This is a genomic window from Variovorax sp. TBS-050B, from assembly GCF_029893635.1.
Lineage (GTDB): Bacteria > Pseudomonadota > Gammaproteobacteria > Burkholderiales > Burkholderiaceae_C > Variovorax.
On record NZ_JARXYR010000002.1, the window covers coordinates 4,378,645 to 4,395,350 of the forward strand.

Annotated in this window: 12 protein-coding genes; 5 read left to right on the forward strand and 7 right to left on the reverse strand. The window is 70.5% G+C overall.

Annotated elements, in window-relative coordinates; translation table 11 throughout:
* Positions 1-39 precede the first annotated feature (39 nt).
* From M2165_RS23390 to M2165_RS23400, 3 genes are read right to left on the reverse strand one after another with little or no spacing between them, the layout of a single operon-like run.
* A complete protein-coding gene (locus M2165_RS23390; RefSeq protein ID WP_280816963.1) occupies positions 40-1,275 on the reverse strand; it encodes a TIGR03862 family flavoprotein in 1,236 nt (411 codons plus the stop codon).
* Positions 1,272-4,547, reverse strand: a complete 3,276-nt coding sequence (locus tag M2165_RS23395) for a UvrD-helicase domain-containing protein (RefSeq protein ID WP_280816964.1) — start codon at positions 4,545-4,547, stop codon at positions 1,272-1,274. Before M2165_RS23395 ends, M2165_RS23390 begins: the two co-directional genes overlap by 4 nt.
* A complete protein-coding gene (locus tag M2165_RS23400; protein WP_280817605.1) occupies positions 4,544-7,213 on the reverse strand; it encodes a PD-(D/E)XK nuclease family protein in 2,670 nt (889 codons plus the stop codon). The genes M2165_RS23395 and M2165_RS23400 overlap by 4 nt, the downstream gene beginning before the upstream one ends.
* A 156-nt stretch (positions 7,214-7,369) precedes the next feature.
* Between M2165_RS23400 and trxA the strand changes: the two genes are divergently transcribed.
* Both trxA and rho read left to right on the forward strand, forming a co-directional pair.
* Positions 7,370-7,702 (forward strand): thioredoxin TrxA, encoded by a 333-nt coding sequence (trxA, locus tag M2165_RS23405; RefSeq protein WP_280816965.1) that lies wholly within the window; start codon positions 7,370-7,372, stop codon positions 7,700-7,702.
* Between the two features lie 177 nt (positions 7,703-7,879).
* The gene (rho, locus tag M2165_RS23410; protein ID WP_012747432.1) at positions 7,880-9,145 is read left to right on the forward strand and encodes a transcription termination factor Rho; all 1,266 of its coding nucleotides are present in this window, start codon (positions 7,880-7,882) and stop codon (positions 9,143-9,145) included.
* 79 nt (positions 9,146-9,224) lie between these two features.
* Here rho and M2165_RS23415 read toward each other — a convergent pair whose 3' ends face one another.
* Positions 9,225-10,286, reverse strand: a complete 1,062-nt coding sequence (locus tag M2165_RS23415; protein WP_280816966.1) for an oxidoreductase — start codon at positions 10,284-10,286, stop codon at positions 9,225-9,227.
* A gap of 158 nt (positions 10,287-10,444) precedes the next feature.
* On the opposite strand from M2165_RS23415, the gene M2165_RS23420 reads away from it, so the two are divergent.
* The 3 genes from M2165_RS23420 to M2165_RS23430 all read left to right on the forward strand — a co-directional run bounded on the left by M2165_RS23420 (position 10,445) and on the right by M2165_RS23430 (position 13,903).
* Positions 10,445-10,714: a type B 50S ribosomal protein L31 gene (locus M2165_RS23420; protein ID WP_280816967.1), complete on the forward strand. Its 270-nt coding sequence runs from the start codon at positions 10,445-10,447 to the stop codon at positions 10,712-10,714.
* Between the two features lie 82 nt (positions 10,715-10,796).
* Entirely contained in the window at positions 10,797-12,542 is a 1,746-nt protein-coding gene (locus M2165_RS23425) for a hypothetical protein (RefSeq protein ID WP_280816968.1), read from the forward strand.
* Positions 12,542-13,903 carry an MATE family efflux transporter gene (locus M2165_RS23430; RefSeq protein ID WP_280816969.1) on the forward strand — a complete coding sequence of 454 codons (1,362 nt, stop codon included), beginning with the start codon at positions 12,542-12,544 and terminating at the stop codon, positions 13,901-13,903. Before M2165_RS23425 ends, M2165_RS23430 begins: the two co-directional genes overlap by 1 nt.
* Here the strand turns inward: M2165_RS23430 and phoR are convergent.
* Genes phoR through phoU form a run of 3 tightly spaced genes read right to left on the reverse strand, consistent with a single transcriptional unit; the run spans position 13,900 to position 16,701 of the window.
* The gene (gene phoR / locus M2165_RS23435) at positions 13,900-15,246 is read right to left on the reverse strand and encodes a phosphate regulon sensor histidine kinase PhoR (RefSeq protein WP_280816970.1); all 1,347 of its coding nucleotides are present in this window, start codon (positions 15,244-15,246) and stop codon (positions 13,900-13,902) included. The two genes, M2165_RS23430 and phoR, sit on opposite strands and share 4 nt — an antisense overlap.
* A 44-nt stretch (positions 15,247-15,290) precedes the next feature.
* The gene (gene phoB / locus M2165_RS23440; protein ID WP_280816971.1) at positions 15,291-15,983 is read right to left on the reverse strand and encodes a phosphate regulon transcriptional regulator PhoB; all 693 of its coding nucleotides are present in this window, start codon (positions 15,981-15,983) and stop codon (positions 15,291-15,293) included.
* A gap of 16 nt (positions 15,984-15,999) precedes the next feature.
* Positions 16,000-16,701 carry a phosphate signaling complex protein PhoU gene (gene phoU, locus M2165_RS23445; protein ID WP_280816972.1) on the reverse strand — a complete coding sequence of 234 codons (702 nt, stop codon included), beginning with the start codon at positions 16,699-16,701 and terminating at the stop codon, positions 16,000-16,002.
* Between the last annotated feature and the right edge of the window lie 5 nt (positions 16,702-16,706).

Genomic DNA, 16,706 nt, shown 5'->3' on the forward strand with positions numbered 1-16,706 from the left:
GCCGCTCGTTTCAGCCCAGCCCAAAAACGCAGCGCGCACTCAAAACCCGCCAGCCAGCACGCCCCGCGCGGCCTCCGCGCCGCTGGCCATCGAGGCGGTCAGCAGGTAGCCGCCGGTCGGCGCTTCCCAGTCGAGCATCTCGCCCGCAATGAACACGCCGGGCATTGCCGCGGCCATGAGCCGTGGGTCGAGCGCATCGAAGCGCACGCCGCCCGCCGTGCTGATGGCCTCGTCGATCGGCCGTGGCGCGACCAGGCGCAGCGGGACGGCCTTGATCGTCGTCGCGAGCCGCACGGCATCGTGCATCGCGTCGCGGTCCAGCACTTCGTGCAGCACGCCCATCTTGATGCCTTCGAGGCCGAGCCGGCTCTTGAGGTGGCTGCTGAGCGAACGCGCGCCGCGCGGATGAGCGACGGCGGCCTGCACCTGCTCGGCGCTGCGGTCGGGCAGGAGGTCGAGCAGCAGGGTCGCGCTGCCCTGCGCGGCGATCTCGTCGCGCAGCAAGGCCGATGCGGCATACACGAGGCTGCCCTCGATGCCGGTGGCGGTCGCGACGAACTCCCCCTTGCGTGCGAAACGGCGCCCCTGGCTGTCGGTGAACGCGATCGCGACCGACTTGAAGGGCTGGCCGGCGAACCGGCTTGCGAAATGCGCGCTCCAGCCCGCACCATCGAAACCGCAATTGGCCGGCTGCAATGGCGCGACACCCACGCCGCGCGCCTGCAGCCAGGGCAGCCACGCGCCGTCGGAACCCAGCCGCGACCAGCTCGCGCCGCCGAGCGCGAGCACCACCGCGTCCGCCCTCGCCTGCGTCTCGCCGCCCGGGGTCGAGAAGCGCAGCGCGCCGGGCTCGAACGGACCGTCGCCGATCCAGCGGTGGCGCATGTGGAACTGCACGCCGGCGGCGCGCAGCCGGTGCAGCCAGGCGCGCAGCAGCGGCGCGGCTTTCATGTCGGCGGGGAACACGCGCCCCGAGGTGCCGACGAAGGTGTCGACACCCAGCCCGGCGGCCCATTCGCGCACCTGCTGCGGCCCGAAGCGCGACAGCATCGGTTCGAGCTGCGCACGGCGCTCGCCGAAGCGGCTCACGAACAGCTCGAAGGGTTCCGAGTGCGTCAGGTTCAGTCCGCCGCGGCCGGCCAGCAGGAACTTGCGGCCCACCGAGGGCATCGCGTCGTACAGGTGCACCTGCGCGCCCGCGGCGCTCAGGACTTCGGCCGCCATGAGGCCGGCGGGGCCGCCGCCGATCACGGCGACGGTGGGAGGAACAGTCATTCGAGATTCACCAGTTCGCCCTGCCCGGTGAGGAACGCGGCGCGCACCGTGGCACCAGGGTAGGCATGTTGCACGGCCGCGCGGTAGCGCTGCATCTGTGCGATCAGCGCGGCATCCCGCTCGGGACGCGCGGCCGACTTGTAGTCGAGGATCCACCAGGCGCCGCTGTCGCGCTCGCGCACCAGCCGGTCGATGCGCAGGGTTTCGCCTTCGTGGACGAGCGTGACTTCATTGCGGTGCCAGTCGACCCTGCGATCGTCCCACACCCAGGCGCCCGCGCCCGCGCGGATGCGCTCGGCCAGCGTCGCCGCGCCGCGCGCCTGCTGCGCGTCGAGCAGGAACTCGCGCGCCACCGCCCGCACATGGGCCGGCGGCAGCGCCTCGCCGGGCACGGCCCATTCGAGCAGGCGGTGCATCGCCTGCCCGAAGGCAGCAGCGCGCGCGTCGACCGTGGCGGCCTCGGCCTTTCTCGGCACGGTCGCAGCGGCGGCGACGGCAGCGGGCAGCGGCGGCATCTGCTTGACGACGAAGCTGGCTTCGCGCGTCTCGACCGGCAGCGCGACGAGCGGCTCGTCGACCTCGACCGGGGTGCAGGACGGCGCGAGCCGCGCCCACCAGCTTCCCTCGTTGGGCCGCGCCGGACGCACCGAGGACAGCACCAGCCGCTCGCGCGCCCGCGTGGTGGCCACATAGAGGCCGTTGAGCTCCTCGCGGTGGCGCGCCCGCTGCTCCTCCTCGAGCAAGGTGGTGGCGCAGCCCGGCGGCGTTCTCTCGCTGGCGAGGAACACGAAGCGCGTGGGCGCGCTGTCGCCGCCCTTCCATTCGACGAGCACGCCCATGGTCTGCGCGCGCGGCGGCGCGGCGTCGCAGTCGAGCATGAGCACGGTGTCGGCCTCGAGCCCCTTGGCGCCGTGCACGGTGAGCAGTTGCACCGCGTCGGGCACGGCGACCGCGGGCGCCCGCACGCCGCCTGCGCGCAGCGCGCGCACCAGCGCATAGGGCGTGGTGAAGCGCGCGCCGTCGATCTCCAGCGAGGCCGCGAGCAGCCCGCGCAGATTGGCGAGCGCGCCCTGCCGCATCGCCGGCGGCATGGCGGCGCCGAAGCGGGCCAGCACGTCGCCATCGTGGAAGATCGCATCGAGCGCATCGTGCGGCGGCAGCGCCACGAGCCAGCGCTGCCAGCGCTTGAGCCTGACGCCGGCCTCGACGAGTTCCGGCGGCAGGTTCTCGCCCTTCTGGAGCAGGCCGAACCAGCTCAGCGACGGCTGCTCGCGCTGCCTCAGGGCCAGTTGCACCAATGCGTCGTCGCCGACGCCGAAAAGCGGCGACTTGAGCGCGCGCGCCAGCGAAAGGTCGTGCGCGGGCGAGACGAGCGCATCGACCAGCGCCACCACGTCCTGCACTTCGGGCGCGTCGTGCAGTTCGTTCTTCTCGGGCTGCTGCACGGGAATGTGGCGCTGGCGCAGCGCGTCCTGCATCGCGGCGAGCCGGCTGCGGCGGCGTGCGAGCACCATGATCTGGCGCGGCGCGGTGCCGTCGGCGATGCACTGCGCGATCCAGCGCGCGGCCTGGTCGCATTCCTTCTGCAGCAGCTGCTCCTCGGGCAGCACGCGCGGGGTGACGAGGCTGTCGCGCCAGTGCAGCAGCGCGCCGTCGTCGGGCTCGCCGGCGTCGGCAGCCGTGCCGTCGTCGAGTGCATCGCGGTCGATGGCCGGCAGCTGGAGCAGTTCGCCTTCGTCGTTGCGCTCGGTGGTGTGGGCGCGGTAGCCGTCGAACTCGCCCGCCTGCTGCGCGGCCAGCATGGCCTGGTTGACCAGCCCGACCACCGCGCGCGCATTGCGGTGCGTGTGGTCGCAGTTGAGCAGCTCGCCGCCCAGCCCCTCGCGCACGAACTTCTTCGCCGCGATGAAGACCTGCGGCTCGGCGCGGCGGAAGCGGTAGATGCTCTGCTTCGGATCGCCCACGATGAAGACGCGCGGCGCCTGCCCGCCCGCGCCGGTGTAGGCGCTGAGCCAGCCGTACAGCGCCTGCCACTGCAGCGGGTTGGTGTCCTGGAACTCGTCGATCAGCAGGTGCGCGATGCGCGCGTCGAGCCGCTCCTGCACCCAGCCCGAGAGCGCCGACTGGCCGAGCAGCAGTTGCGCGGCCTGTTCGACGTCGTTCATGTCGACCCAGCCGTGGGCGCGCTTGACCTGGGCGAATGCGGCGATCAGCAGCCGCGTGAGCCGCGTCATGCGCTGCTGGTAGAGCCAGGCCGCATGCTGCGACTGGGCGGCGCAGAGCGTCTGCAGCTCGGCTTCGGCCTCCTGCGCGGCGGGGTACTTCTGCAGGTTCTTGTTGAGCCGGTCCTCGGTCGCGACGAAGAAGTTCTTGCGCAGGTGCGCGAGCGCGGCGGCGAGCGACTCGCGCGCCGGCTCGCCGGTGCCGAACACGTCGATGATCGCCTCGGCGGCCCTCTGCGGCGTCTTGTTGGCTTCGCGGCCGAGTGCGGCGGCGCGGTCGAGCCAGCGGCGCCGCGCGATGTCGCCGCGCAGGGCGTCGGTGGGCTCGTCGAGGCCCGCCATCGAGGGATGGCGAACGCCGAAGTGCTCCACTGCCGATGCGGGATCGGCGAGCGAGAACTCGACCCGGCGCGTGAGCGCTTCGCCGAGCGCCTTGGCGGTCTGCGAACGACCGTAGGTGGCGACCACCGCGTAGTAGTCGGCCAGCGCCTCGCGGTCGGCAGTCACGGCTTCGAAGAAGGGGCGCCAGGTGCGCGCGCGCGCCTCGGCATCGTCCTCGAGCAGCTCGTAGTTCGCGGGCAGGCCGAGTTCGCGCAGCACCGCGAGCGGCGCATTGCGCAGCAGCCCCGCGAACCAGGCGTGGAAGGTGCGGAACTGCACCGGCCGCCCGCCTTCGAGCAGGCGCCGGTAGAGGCCCTGCAGGCGCGGCACCGCGGCCGCCGCGGCTACGCGCGACATGCCGCGCGCCACGAGCTCGCCGGTCAATACCTCGGGGTTGCAGGCGGAGAAGCGTTCGAGCCACTGGTCGAGCCGCTCGCGCATCTCGCCGGCCGCCTTCTTGGTGAAGGTGATCGCGAGGATCTCGTGCGGCTCGCAGGCCGAATCGCCCTCTTCCAGCAGCGCGCGCAGGATGCGCGAGACCAGCATCCAGGTCTTGCCCGCGCCGGCACAGGCCTCGACGGCGACCGAGCGCCGCGGATCGCAGGCGACGGTGTAGAAGGCCTCGCGCGTGACGTGGCGGCCGTTGTGCTCGTAGGCGGCGCCGTTCATGCCAGGTCCTCCTCGGCGCGTTCGCTGCCGCCGGCGGCGGCCGGCGTGTCGCGCAGCGGCGGCGTCTCGCCCTCGGGCGGCGCGGCCGCGCCGGGCGGCACGCCGAGCCAGGGCGTCTGGTCGCCCCAGAAGTCCTTGCGGCAGAGCCCGCGCGCGGCGCAGTACTCGCACACCGCGCCTTCGCCCAGCGGTGGCAGCGCCGCGCCCGCGGCGATGCGGTCGAAATCGTCGAGGATGCCGGCCACGAGGGCATCGCGCGCCGGCCCGACCAGCGGCTGCTCGACGGTCTGCGTGCCCGAGGATTTCTCGCCGACGTTGACGTAGGCCGCGCGCAGCGTGTCGTCGGCCAGCAGCGCGGCATAGAAAGCGAGCTGCGTGTCCTCGGCCGGGTCCTTCACGCGCTCCTTGGTGACCGCGGCCGACTCGGTCTTGTAGTCGATCACGAAGGCCTGGCCGTCGGGCATCCGGTCGATGCGGTCGAGGCGGCCGACGAGTTGCAGCCGGCCCAGCGGCAGTTCCTTCCAGGGCTCGGCTTCCTCGAACACGGCGCCGCTCGCCTCGTGCCCCGCGAGCCACTGTAGATAGCCGTCGCGCACCGCCGGCCATGCCGCGGCGAAGGGCAGGAACTCGGCCTCGGACAGCCCGAACTCGCGCGTCGCGCGTTCGGAGGCTTGCGTGATGAGCGCGATGCGATCCAGCGTGTCGCTGGTGGGCGCGGCCTTGAGCGCCTCGTGGAAGTGGCCCAGCACCGCATGCAGCCAGTTGCCGAAGTCGCGCTTGTCGACCTCGGCGTCGAGCTCGTCGGCGCTGCGCAGGCCGAGCTGGCGCAGCGCGAAGAAGCGGTAGGGACAGCGTCGCAGGTCTTCGTAGACGCTGGTCGAGATGTTCTTCAGCGGCAGCAGCGCACCCGAGGGCGTGGGATACAGCGTCGGGCGCACCGCCACCTCGCGCGGCGGGCGCGGATCGTCGGCGGGCTGCAGCACATGGTCGAGCTGCAGGGCCTGCACCAGCGGGCTCGGCCGCACCGGTTCGCCGCTCGCGTCGGACTGCCGCCACAGCACTTCGCAATGCGGGTTGCACAGGGCTGCCGCCCAGGCGGATCGCTGCGCCGTCTCGAGCGCCTCGCGCGAAGGCAGGCCCAGGTCGGCGCGCTGTGCGGCGCTCCAGTTGCCGGGCGGCTCCGGCGACGCCGGCAGGCGGCGGTCGTCGCAGCCGGGAATGACGACGGCACCGAAGGCGCGGCCGAGCAACTGATGCAGCGGCAGCACCACGACGAGCGGCGGCTCGCTGCCCGCCGGCGGCACGAAGCTCGCGTCCTCGAGCACGTCGCGGACCCAGGCGCTGAACTCGGCGAGCGTGTGGCGTCCGCCGGGGAAGTCGCCCTCGTCGCCGTGCGCATCGCCGTCGAGCCACAGCGCGCCGATCACCTTGGCGCCCGCCATGTCGGCTGCGAGCGGCTCCCATTGCTCGCCGGCCTCGAGCAGTTCGCGCAGCGCGCGCAGCCAGTCGGCGAGCGGGCGCGAACGGGCCATGGCCATGCGGCGGCCCTCGACGGCCTCGGTGAACGGCAGCAGCGCGACGTCCTGCGGCTTCTCGCTGCGCGCGGCCTGGGCGCACCAGGCGGACCACTCGCGCACGCCTTCGCGCCGCAGCCGCGCCTCGAGCGCCTGCACGGCGAGCGCATCGCCGTTGCCGCCGCTCTTGAGCCATTCGAGCACCTGGTCGCTGCCGGCGTCGTGCGCGCAGGCGCGCAGCGCGCTCATCACGGTGGCGGCAGCGCGCGTGGTGGACAGCTTCCAGCCGGTCTCGTCGTGCGCCGTGACGCCGTGGGCCTGCAGCCGCGCGCCGATGCGGCGGGTGAGCGCACGGTCGGTGGCGATCAGCGCGACCGGCGCACGGCCTTCCGCCAACTGCCGCAGCACGCAGGCGGCGGCGCGCTGCGCCTCGTCCTCGGCGTCGGCGGCCTCGTGCGCGCCAACGCTCATCGCGGACGGTGCCGCCGGCACCAATGAGAGATGGATCGCACGGTCGCCCCAGAGACCGCACAGCGTCTGCGTCAGCGGATCGACCTGGAAGCCTTCGAGCGCGATGAGTGCATCGACCTGCGTGCGAACGCCCTCGCGCAGCAGCACGTCGGTGGCATAGCCCGAATTGGCCGCCCATGCCACGGCCACGCGGATCAGCGCGCTCTCGGTGCGGAACCACTCGGAGGCACTGCCCGCCTCGGCCACGGCGGCTGCACGCTGCGCCCATTCGGTGCCGCGCGCTTCGGGCGGGGCCGCGGCCGCGAGCGGTGCGAGCTGGTAGGCGAGTTCGACCACGCGCCCGGCCAGCGCGAAGCGCTCGGCGGCAAAGCCGGCCTGCGACAGCAGCGCCTGGGCGGTGACGAGGTCGCGCGCCATGTCGAAGGCGATGTCGTAGCCGGTGGGCAGGAAGCCTTCGATGCTGCGCGCCCAGTTGCGCGTGGTCTCGAAGCGCGGCGCGAAACCCGCGTGGCCGCAGCGCGCCCACATGGCATGCGCCACGCCCATCAGTTGCGCATAAGGCACCAGCACCACGGTGCGCGCGGCCTGCAGCCCGCGCTCCGCGACGGCGCGTGCGATGCGCGCGATCACGCCGTCGGCGGGGTCGCACCACAGCGCCTGGACGGGATGGGCTTCGTTGATGTTCATCGCGGGATCTGGAGGGTGGTGTGCGGCGGTGCGCCGAGGGCTTTCGCTATCGGCGCCATAGCATTCCGCCGGGGACCCCGCACCTTGGTTTCTGTCACAATGACCAGCACTTTAGCTGCACCGAAACTCTCCGCGCACAAGGACACATCCATGGCCAGCGACCTGATCAAACACATCTCCGATTCCTCGTTCGAAGCCGACGTGCTCAAGTCCAGCCAGCCGGTGCTGGTCGACTACTGGGCCGAATGGTGCGGTCCCTGCAAGATGATCGCGCCGATCCTCGACGAAGTATCGACCGCCTACGAAGGCAAGCTGCAGATCGCCAAGATGAACGTCGACGAGAACCGCGACATTCCCGCCAAGTTCGGCATCCGCGGCATCCCCACGCTGATGCTGTTCAAGGACGGCCAGCTCGCCGCCACCAAGGTCGGCGCCATGAGCAAGGCACAGCTCACCGCCTTCATCGACCAGCAGCTCGCCTGACGCATTTCGACCGGCCAACGTGCAAGGCGTTGGCCGGGACATTTTTCCTGTCATAATCTCCCGCAGATCACCGGCTCTTTCAGATCCGGTCGAGTTCCCCGGTTTGTGAGGCAGCTCTCGCCTCACATCAAACCTCCCCCCGTTTGTTCGATCGATTGCCCCGCGAGGGGTCATTCCATGCACTTAAACGAACTCAAGGCACTCCACGTGTCTGAAGTCCTCAAGCAAGCCGAGGCGCTTGAGATCGAAAACGTCGGCCGCATGCGCAAGCAGGAGCTGATGTTCGCGATCATCAAGAAGCGCGCCAAGGCCGGCGAGCAGGTCTTCGCCGACGGCGTGCTCGAAATCCTGCCCGACGGCTTCGGCTTCCTGCGCAGCCCCGACACCAGCTTCACGGCCAGCACCGACGACATCTACATCTCGCCGAGCCAGGTGCGTCGCTTCAATCTGCACACCGGCGACATGATCGAAGGCGAGGTGCGCACGCCCAAGGACGGCGAGCGCTACTTCGCGCTGACCAAGCTCGACAAGGTCAACGACGGTCCGCCCGAGCAGAACAAGCACAAGGTGATGTTCGAGAACCTGACGCCGCTGTTCCCCAAGGAGCAGATGAAGCTCGAGCGCGACGGCATCAAGAGCGACGAGAACATCACGGGCCGGATCATCGACATCATCGCCCCCATCGGCAAGGGCCAGCGCGCCCTGCTCGTCGCGCCGCCCAAGAGCGGCAAGACGGTGATGATGCAGCACATCGCCCACGCGATCAGCGCCAACTACCCCGAGGTGCACATGATGGTGCTGCTGGTGGACGAGCGGCCCGAGGAAGTGACCGAGATGCAGCGCACCGTGAAGGGCGAGGTCATCGCCTCGACCTTCGACGAGCCCGCCGCGCGCCACGTGCACGTGGCCGAGATGGTGATCGAGCGCGCCAAGCGCCTGGTCGAGCTCAAGAAGGACGTGGTGATCCTGCTCGACTCGATCACCCGCCTCGCCCGCGCCTACAACAACGTCGTGCCCTCGTCGGGCAAGGTGCTGACCGGCGGTGTCGACTCCAATGCGCTGCAGCGCCCCAAGCGCTTCCTGGGCGCGGCGCGCAACGTCGAAGAAGGCGGCTCGCTGACCATCATCGGCACCGCGCTGATCGACACCGGCAGCCGCATGGACGAAGTGATCTTCGAAGAGTTCAAGGGCACCGGCAACTCCGAAATCCACCTCGACCGCCGCCTGTACGAAAAGCGCGTGTTCCCCTCGATCCAGCTCAACCGCAGCGGCACCCGCCGCGAAGAGCTGCTGCTCGCGCCCGAGATCCTGCAGAAGACCCGCATCCTGCGCCAGCTCATGTACAACATGGACGAGATCGAGTCGATGGAGCTGATGCTCAAGAACATGAAGGCGACGAAGACCAATGTCGAGTTCTTCGACATGATGCGTCGCGGGGGGTGAAGCCCCCCGGCTCTGCGGCCGGTGCCGCAGGGCGCAGCCTGCAAGGAAACCCGCCTCTGGCGGGTTTTCTTTTTTCGGCTCAGGCCACCGGCAGCGCGCGGCCTTCCTCGGCGCTGCGCCGCCCGAGGTCGAGCAATTCCATCAGCGCGACGGCCTGCTCGGGCGGCACCGGGTTCGGCCCGCTGCCGAGGATCGCGTCGCGCACCGCCGCGTAGTAGTCGGTGTAGTTGCCCGCCCGCGTGGGCACGCGGCGCGTGCTCACGGCACCGTCGCCGGCCACGAGCGTGAGTTCTCCGTCGAGCGGATCGACGCCCCACGCCTCGGCCGGCGGCCGCTGCCCGGCGCGCAGCGCGTCTTCCTGCACGTCCACGCCGTGCTTGACGTAGCTGCCGCGGGTGCCGTGGACGATGTAGCGCGGCGCCGCATGCGCCGCGAGCGTGGTCGCGTGCAGCACCACGCGCAGCGGCGCATGGGCGCCCTGCTCGTAGCGCAGCACGGCATGGAAGTAGTCTTCGACCACCGCGCCGTCGCGCAGCACGGCGGTGTCGAGCTGGAGCGTGTCGGGACGGCCGAAAAGCTGCACCGCCTGGTCGACCAGATGCGCCCCCAGGTCGACCCAGAGCCCGGCGCCCGGCACGGCCTGCTCGCGCCAGCGCGCCTTGACTTCGGGGCGGAAGCGGTCGAAATGCGATTCCAGGTACACGGGCCGGCCGAGTTCGCCGCTCGCGAGCAGGTCCTTGAGGGTGAGGAAATCGGCGTCGAAGCGGCGGTTCTGGTAGACGGCGAGCACCCGGCTGTTGCGCTGTGACAACGATGCCAGTTCGCGCGCCTCGGCCACGTCGAGCGTGAACGGCTTGTCGACGACGACGTGCTTGCCGGCTTCGAGCGCCGCCTTCGCGACCGGATGGTGCTGCGCGTTGGGCGTTGCCACCACGACCAGGTCGATGTCGGCGCGGGCGACGAGCGCCGCCGCATCGGGCACCACCGCGGCGTGCGGCCAGTCCGCACGGACCTTGTGCGGCTGCGAACTCGCCACCGCCGCCAGTTCCAGCCCGGGCACGGCCGAGAGCACGGGCGCATGGAAGGTCTGGCCGGCAAAGCCGTAGCCCACGAGGCCGGCGCGCAGGGTTCTGGGGGTCATCGGGAGCATCTTCCGCGCAAAGGGGCCAGTATGCGATAATCGCTGGCTCCGCGAAAAGTGCAGCCGGGCGTCTTGCCCCGCGATCCCGTCGTCTCCCGACGGGACAGGCGTCCATGTTGGCGTCTTGTGGCTCTCGCATCGACCCCAAAGGAAACACCATGGCAAAAGAAGGCATCCACCCGAATTACCGCGAAGTCCTGTTCGTCGACATGTCGAACGGCTTCAAGTTCGTGACCCGTTCGTGCGCGAACACCAAGGAAATGGGCACGACCGACGACGGCCGTGAACTGCCGCTGTTCAAGCTCGACACCACGAGCGAATCGCACCCCTTCTACACCGGCACGCAGAAGTCGGTCGACAACATGGGCGGTCGCGTCGAGAAGTTCCGCAACCGCTTCGGCAAGACCGCCGGCGCTGCTTCCAAGTAAAGCACGCGCTTTCGCGTCGAGGGCAGCCCGGTTTACCGCGCTGCCCTTTTTCTTTCCCAGGACTGCCGTCTTTCTTTAATTTGTGAACCAGCCCACTCCTGCGATCGTTGCCCAGAGCGCCGTGCGCCGGCTGCCACGCGTGGCGCTGCTGCTGTTGTGTGCGGCCTACCTTCTGCCGGGCCTGGTGGGACGCGGCCCCTGGAAGAGCGCAGACATCTCCGCCTTCGGCTACATGGCGGAACTGGCCGCCAGCACCGAAGGCATCGCGCGCTGGTTCGACCCGATGCTGCTCGGCTTGCGGCCCGAGACGCCCGCGCTCATTCCGTACTGGATCGGCGCCTGGGCGATCAAGATCGCACCCGCCTGGGTCCATCCCGACCTCGCGGTGCGCGTCGTCTTCGCGCTGTTGCTCTGGGGCACCTTCACCGCCACCTGGTACGCCGTCTACTACCTCGCCCGCACCGCACGGGCGCAGCCGGTGGCCTTCGCCTTCGGCGGCGAGGCGCGGCCGACCGACTACGCCCGCGCGATCGCCGACGGCGGGCTGCTGGCGCTGATCGCCTGCCTGGGGCTGGCGCAGCTCGGGCACGAGACCACGCCGGCGCTGGCGCAGCTGTATTTCGCCTCGCACCTGTTCTACGGCGTGGCCGCGCTGCCGTACCGCCGCGTCGGCCCGGTGATCGCACTCGTCGTCGGCACCCTCGGCATGACGCTGAGCGGCGGCCCGACGGTCGGGCTCACGCTGGCGGCGGGCAGCGCCCTTTTCATGGCCTACGAGCGCCGCGCCGCGCGCAGGGCGGAACCCACGAGCGCCGACGAAGGCCCCGGCTACACCCGCGGCGCGCTGGCGACCATGGTGGTGGTGGCACTCGCCGCCGCGGCGCTGGCCTTCGGCCTCGGATTGCTGCAGTGGAAGATCCAGTTCCCGGGCGACCATCCCAGCAGCACCTCGGTACTGGGGGACGTGCGCAGCCAGGCCAAGCTGCTGGTGTGGTTCACCTGGCCGGTCTGGCCGCTCGCGATCTGGACGCTGTGGCGCTGGCGCCGCCAGCTCACCGCGCGGCACGTCGCCCTGCCCTTCTGGTTCGCGCTGGTGCCGCTCGCCGCCACCTGGACCACCGACTACTCCGACCGCTCCCTGCTGCTCGCGCTGCCCGCGCTCGCCACGCTGGCGGCCTTCGCGCTGCCCACCTTCCGGCGCAGCGCGGCCGCGCTGATCGACTGGTTCAACGTGCTCTTCTTCAGCGGCCTGGCGGTGCTCGGCTGGATCTACTGGATCGCGATGCAGACCGGCGTGCCGCCCAAGCCCGCGGCGAGCGTCTCGCGGCTGGTGCCCGGCTTCGTGCCGGAGTTCTCGTTCGTCCCGTTCATCCTCGCGCTTGCCGCCACCATCGCCTGGTGCTGGCTGGTGCGCTGGCGCACCGGCCGCCACCGCGCGGCGCTCTGGAAGACGCTGGTGCTGCCGGCCGGCGGCACCGCCCTGTGCTGGATGCTGCTGATGACGCTCTGGCTGCCGCCGATCGACTACGCGCGCAGCTACGTGCCGCAGGTGCGCGCGGTGAGCGAGCGCGTGGGCCAGCCGGTGTGCGTGGCCGAGCTGGCGCTGAGCCGTGCGCACATCGCGGCGCTGCGGCACCACGGCCACTTCAACCTGCGGCCGCTGCTGCTCGGGACCGACTGCCCCTGGCTGCTGGTGAGCCCCGACACCATCGGCCGCCTGCACACGATCATTCCGCTCGAACAATGGCGCTTCAGCGGCACCTTGCGGCGTCCGAGCAGCGCGACCGACGACCTGCTGCTCTACCAGAAGGTCGCGCCCGCGCAGTGATGGTCGGCGAACGAGGTCTGATCGCGCGGCACGCGGGCACGGTGCTGGTCGGCCAGTTGGCCGTGATGGCCTTCGGCGTGACCGACACCATCGTGGCCGGCCGCTATGCCGAAGGCGCGCTGGCGGCGCTGTCAGTGGGCTCGGCCATCTTCATCAGCGTGTTCGTCTCTCTGATGGGGGTGCTGCAGGCGCTGCTGCCGGTGTGGGCCGAACTCCACGGCGCGGACCGCCGCAGCGAGGTCGGCCGCTCGGTGCGGCAGTCGCTCTACCTGGCCGCGATCGCAGTCGCCGTGGGCATGGCGGTGCTGCTCTTTCCGGGCGCGGTGCTGCGCTGGACCCAGGTGCCGCCGGCCATGCGCGCAGGCGTGGAGGCCTATCTCGCGGTGCTCGCGTTCGCATTGGCGCCCGCGCTGCTGTTTCGCCTTTTCAGCACGCTGAACCAGAGCCTCGGCAAGCCGCAGGTCGTCACTTGGCTGCAGCTCGGCTCGCTGGGCGTGAAGCTGCCGCTGTCGATCTGGTTCACCTTCGGCGGCGCGGGTCTGCCCGCGATGGGCCTGGTGGGCTGTGCCTGGGCCACGCTGTGCGTGAACTGGGCCATGCTGGCGTGCGCGGCATGGCTGCTGCGCAGCAGCAGCTTCTACCGCGACTACCGGCTCTGGGAACGCATCGAGGCGCCCGACTGGCGCCAGATCGGCCAGTTCGCGCGCCTCGGCGTACCCGGCGGGCTCGCGGTGCTGGTGGAAGTGACCTCGTTCACGCTGATGGCCCTGTTCATCGCGCGCCTCGGCACCGCCGCGGCGGCCGCGCACCAGATCGCATCGAACCTGCTGGCGGTCGCCTACATGGTGCCGCTGTCGCTCGCCATCGCCACCAGCGCGCGCGTGAGCTTCTGGCTCGGCGCCGGCCAAGCGCTGAGGGCGCGGCGCGCCTGTCGGCTCGGCTTCGAACTCACCGCGCTGTGCGGGCTGTTCTTCGCGGGCGCGATGGTGGCGTTGCGCTTCAGGCTGGCCCATGTCTATTCGGACAACCCGGCCGTGGTCGCGCTCGCCGCCGCATTGCTGCTGGTGGTGGCGGCCTACCACTTCGCCGACGCACTGCAGACGCTGTGCGTGTTCGTGCTCCGAAGCTACCGCGTCACGCTCGTACCGCTGCTCGTCTATTGCGCCCTGCTCTGGGGCTTCGGACTCGGCGGAAGCTACCTGCTGGCCTACCGCGGCCTGGGCCCCTGGCCCGCCATGCAGTCGCCGCTCGCGTTCTGGCTCATGAGCGCGGGGGCGCTGGCGGTCACGGCCGTGCTGTTCGGCCTGCTGCTGCGCTGGACGATGCGGCGCTCGCTGCCGGCGCCTGCTGCCGCAGGCTAGGCCGAGGACTTCGCGAGCACGCGCGCTTCGCGCACGCGGCTCGCGGGGAAAACGAGTGCGAAGCGCGAGCCCTTGCCCACCGTGCTCTCGATGCGCAGTTCGGCGCCGTGCCGCTGGGCGATGTGCTTGACGATCGCGAGCCCCAGCCCGGTGCCGCCGGTCTCGCGCGAGCGGCTGCGATCGATGCGATAGAAGCGCTCGGTGAGGCGCGGAATGTGCTCGGCGGCAATGCCGGGGCCGGTGTCGCGCACCGCGTACTCGCCGCGGCCGTCGGGCAGCAGCCGCCAGCTCACCGCGACCTCGCCGCCGCCCGGGGTGTAGCGGATGGCGTTGCTCAGCAGGTTCGACATGGCGCTCTGGAGCTCGGTCGTCGCGCCCGAGAGCTCGGACTCGGCGCCGACCTCGAAGGACAGCCGGTGCCCGAGCGGTGCGAGCCGCCCGGAGAGGCCGCGCCCCTCGTCTTCGCACTGGGCCAGCAGTGCACGCACGCGCACCCACTGGTTGCCCGACGGCGCTGCACTGCCTTCGAGGCGCGACAGCGTGAGCAGGTCGTTCACCAGCGTTTCCATGCGGTGCGACTGCTGGCTCATGAGGGAGAGATAGCGCGCGCGTTCGTTCGCGTCGAGCGGCAGGTTCTGCAGCGTCTCGACGAAGCCCGCCAGCACGGTGAGCGGCGTGCGGATCTCGTGCGAGACGTTGGCCACGAAATCGCGCCGCATCGCCTCGGCCTGCTCGAGTGCCGTGATGTCGCGCGTGAGCAGCATGCGGCGGTTGCCGGCGTAGGGATGCACCTGCACCGAGAGCCGCATCGGATGACTGCGCTGATGCACCTGCGCGGGGCCGGGCGCGTCGATCACGACGTCGCGGCTGTAGTTCCACGAGGCGAGGTAGGCCACGAAGGCCGGGTCGCGCACGAGGTTGGCGAGATGCTGGAGAAGATCGCGTTCGGCATGGATGCCGAGCTGGTTCGCGGCGGTCTGGTTGCACCATTCGATGCGGCCCTGCTCGTCGAGCAGGATCACGCCGTTGGGCGATGCCTGGATGGCGGCGAGGAACTCCTGGAGCCGCTCCTCGGCCTGCCGCGTCTGCTGCTCGCGCTCCCGCAGCAGCTTGCGGATGCGTTCCGACAGCTCGCCCCAGACGCCGGGGCCGCGGCTCGGGAGGCCGGCAGCATCGTTGCGAAGCACGCGCAGCAGACGTTCGGCACGCCAGGCATCGAGCACCAGCCACAGCACCGCGCCGAGCCAGGCGCCGAGCCACCAGTACCGCCATCCCAGGAGCGCCGTCGCACCCGCCCCGACCAGGAGCGATGCTATGAGAAACGTAGCAACACGAAAAGGCATGGCGGGCGATTATCCGCGCCCGCGGCCGATGGAGACCACGCGCCTCAAACCGTGACCTGGGCGGTCAGGCGATAGCCGGCGCCGCGCACCGTCTCGACCATCGGCGAAGCGGCGCCCAGCGACTCGCGCAGCCGCTTCACGTGCACGTCGACCGTGCGCTCCTCGATGTAGACATGGTCGCCCCACACCTTGTCGAGCAGTTGCGCGCGGCTGTGCACGCGCTCGGCATGCTGCATCAGGTAGGCCAGCAGCTTGAATTCGGTCGGGCCGACCTTGAGCGGGTTGCCTTGCCAGGTCACGCGGTGCGTCGCGGTGTCGAGCACCAGTTCGCCGATCTCGACGCGCTCGGTCACGACTTCGGGCGCGCGGCGGCGCAGCACGGCGCGGATGCGCGCGAGCATTTCCTGGGTCGAGAAAGGCTTGGTGATGTAGTCGTCGGCGCCGGCGTCGAGGCCGGCCACCTTGTCGGGCTCGTCGCCGCGCGCCGTCAGCATCAGGATCGGGATGGCCTTGGTGCGCGCGTCCTTGCGCCACTGGCGTGCGAGCTGCAGGCCGCTCTGGCCCGGCAGCATCCAGTCGAGCAGGATCAGGTCCGGCAGGAAGGCTTCGATCTCGCGCTGTGCGGCGGCGCCGTCTTCCGACCAGATCGGCTCGAAGCCGTTGTGGCGCAGGTTGACGGCGATCAGCTCGGCGATCGAAGACTCGTCTTCGACGATCAGGACTCGGGGTTTCTTCATGCTTTCCAGGCTGCGCTCACTGCAGCGCCGATTCGATTTCCTGCATCGAAGTGTGCCGCACATCGGCGCCCTTGACGATGTAGATGATGAATTCGGCAATGTTCTTTGCGTGGTCGCCGATGCGCTCGATCGCCTTCGCGAGGAACAGCAGGTCGAGGCTGGCGGAGATGGTGCGGGGGTCTTCCATCATGTAGGTGACCAGCTTGCGCACGAAGCCGTCGAATTCCTTGTCGATCAGGTCGTCGTCCTTGAGGATCGACAGCGCCGCGGCCGTGTCGAGGCGCGCGAAGGCGTCGAGCGCGGTGCGCAGCAGGCCCGAGGCGAGGTCGGCGGCGATGCGCAGCTCGTTCGACGGCAGCGCGCGCGCCGAACCGCTCTCGATGATCGACTTGACCATGCGCGCGATCTTGTTGGCCTCGTCGCCCACGCGCTCGAGGTTGGCGGTGGTCTTGGAGATCGCGATCAGCAGGCGCAGGTCGCGTGCGGTCGGCTGGCGGCGCGCGATGATCGACGACAGCTCGCGGTCGATCTCGATCTCCATCGCGTTGACGCGCGTCTCGGTTTCCATCACGCGGTCGGCGGCCTCGGGGTCGAACTGCAGCAGCGCGTAGACGGCCTGATGGATCTGCGACTCGACCATGCCGCCGAGCTCCATCACGCGCGACGAGACGCCGTTGAGTTCGCTGTCGAACTGGCTGGAAAGGTGTTTCTCGGTCATGTTGT

What these genes read in the sequence shown, in the direction of transcription:
- phoR (WP_280816970.1), bottom strand. Translation starts at nt 15,246, where the DNA reads ATGCCTTTTCGTGTTGCTACGTTTCTCATAGCATCGCTCCTGGTCGGG.
- M2165_RS23415 (WP_280816966.1), bottom strand. Translation starts at nt 10,286, where the DNA reads ATGACCCCCAGAACCCTGCGCGCCGGCCTCGTGGGCTACGGCTTTGCC.
- M2165_RS23390 (WP_280816963.1), bottom strand. Translation starts at nt 1,275, where the DNA reads ATGACTGTTCCTCCCACCGTCGCCGTGATCGGCGGCGGCCCCGCCGGC.
- rho (WP_012747432.1), top strand. Translation starts at nt 7,880, where the DNA reads ATGCACTTAAACGAACTCAAGGCACTCCACGTGTCTGAAGTCCTCAAG.
- M2165_RS23430 (WP_280816969.1), top strand. Translation starts at nt 12,542, where the DNA reads ATGGTCGGCGAACGAGGTCTGATCGCGCGGCACGCGGGCACGGTGCTG.
- phoB (WP_280816971.1), bottom strand. Translation starts at nt 15,983, where the DNA reads ATGAAGAAACCCCGAGTCCTGATCGTCGAAGACGAGTCTTCGATCGCC.
- M2165_RS23395 (WP_280816964.1), bottom strand. Translation starts at nt 4,547, where the DNA reads ATGAACGGCGCCGCCTACGAGCACAACGGCCGCCACGTCACGCGCGAG.
- M2165_RS23420 (WP_280816967.1), top strand. Translation starts at nt 10,445, where the DNA reads ATGGCAAAAGAAGGCATCCACCCGAATTACCGCGAAGTCCTGTTCGTC.
- phoU (WP_280816972.1), bottom strand. Translation starts at nt 16,701, where the DNA reads ATGACCGAGAAACACCTTTCCAGCCAGTTCGACAGCGAACTCAACGGC.
- trxA (WP_280816965.1), top strand. Translation starts at nt 7,370, where the DNA reads ATGGCCAGCGACCTGATCAAACACATCTCCGATTCCTCGTTCGAAGCC.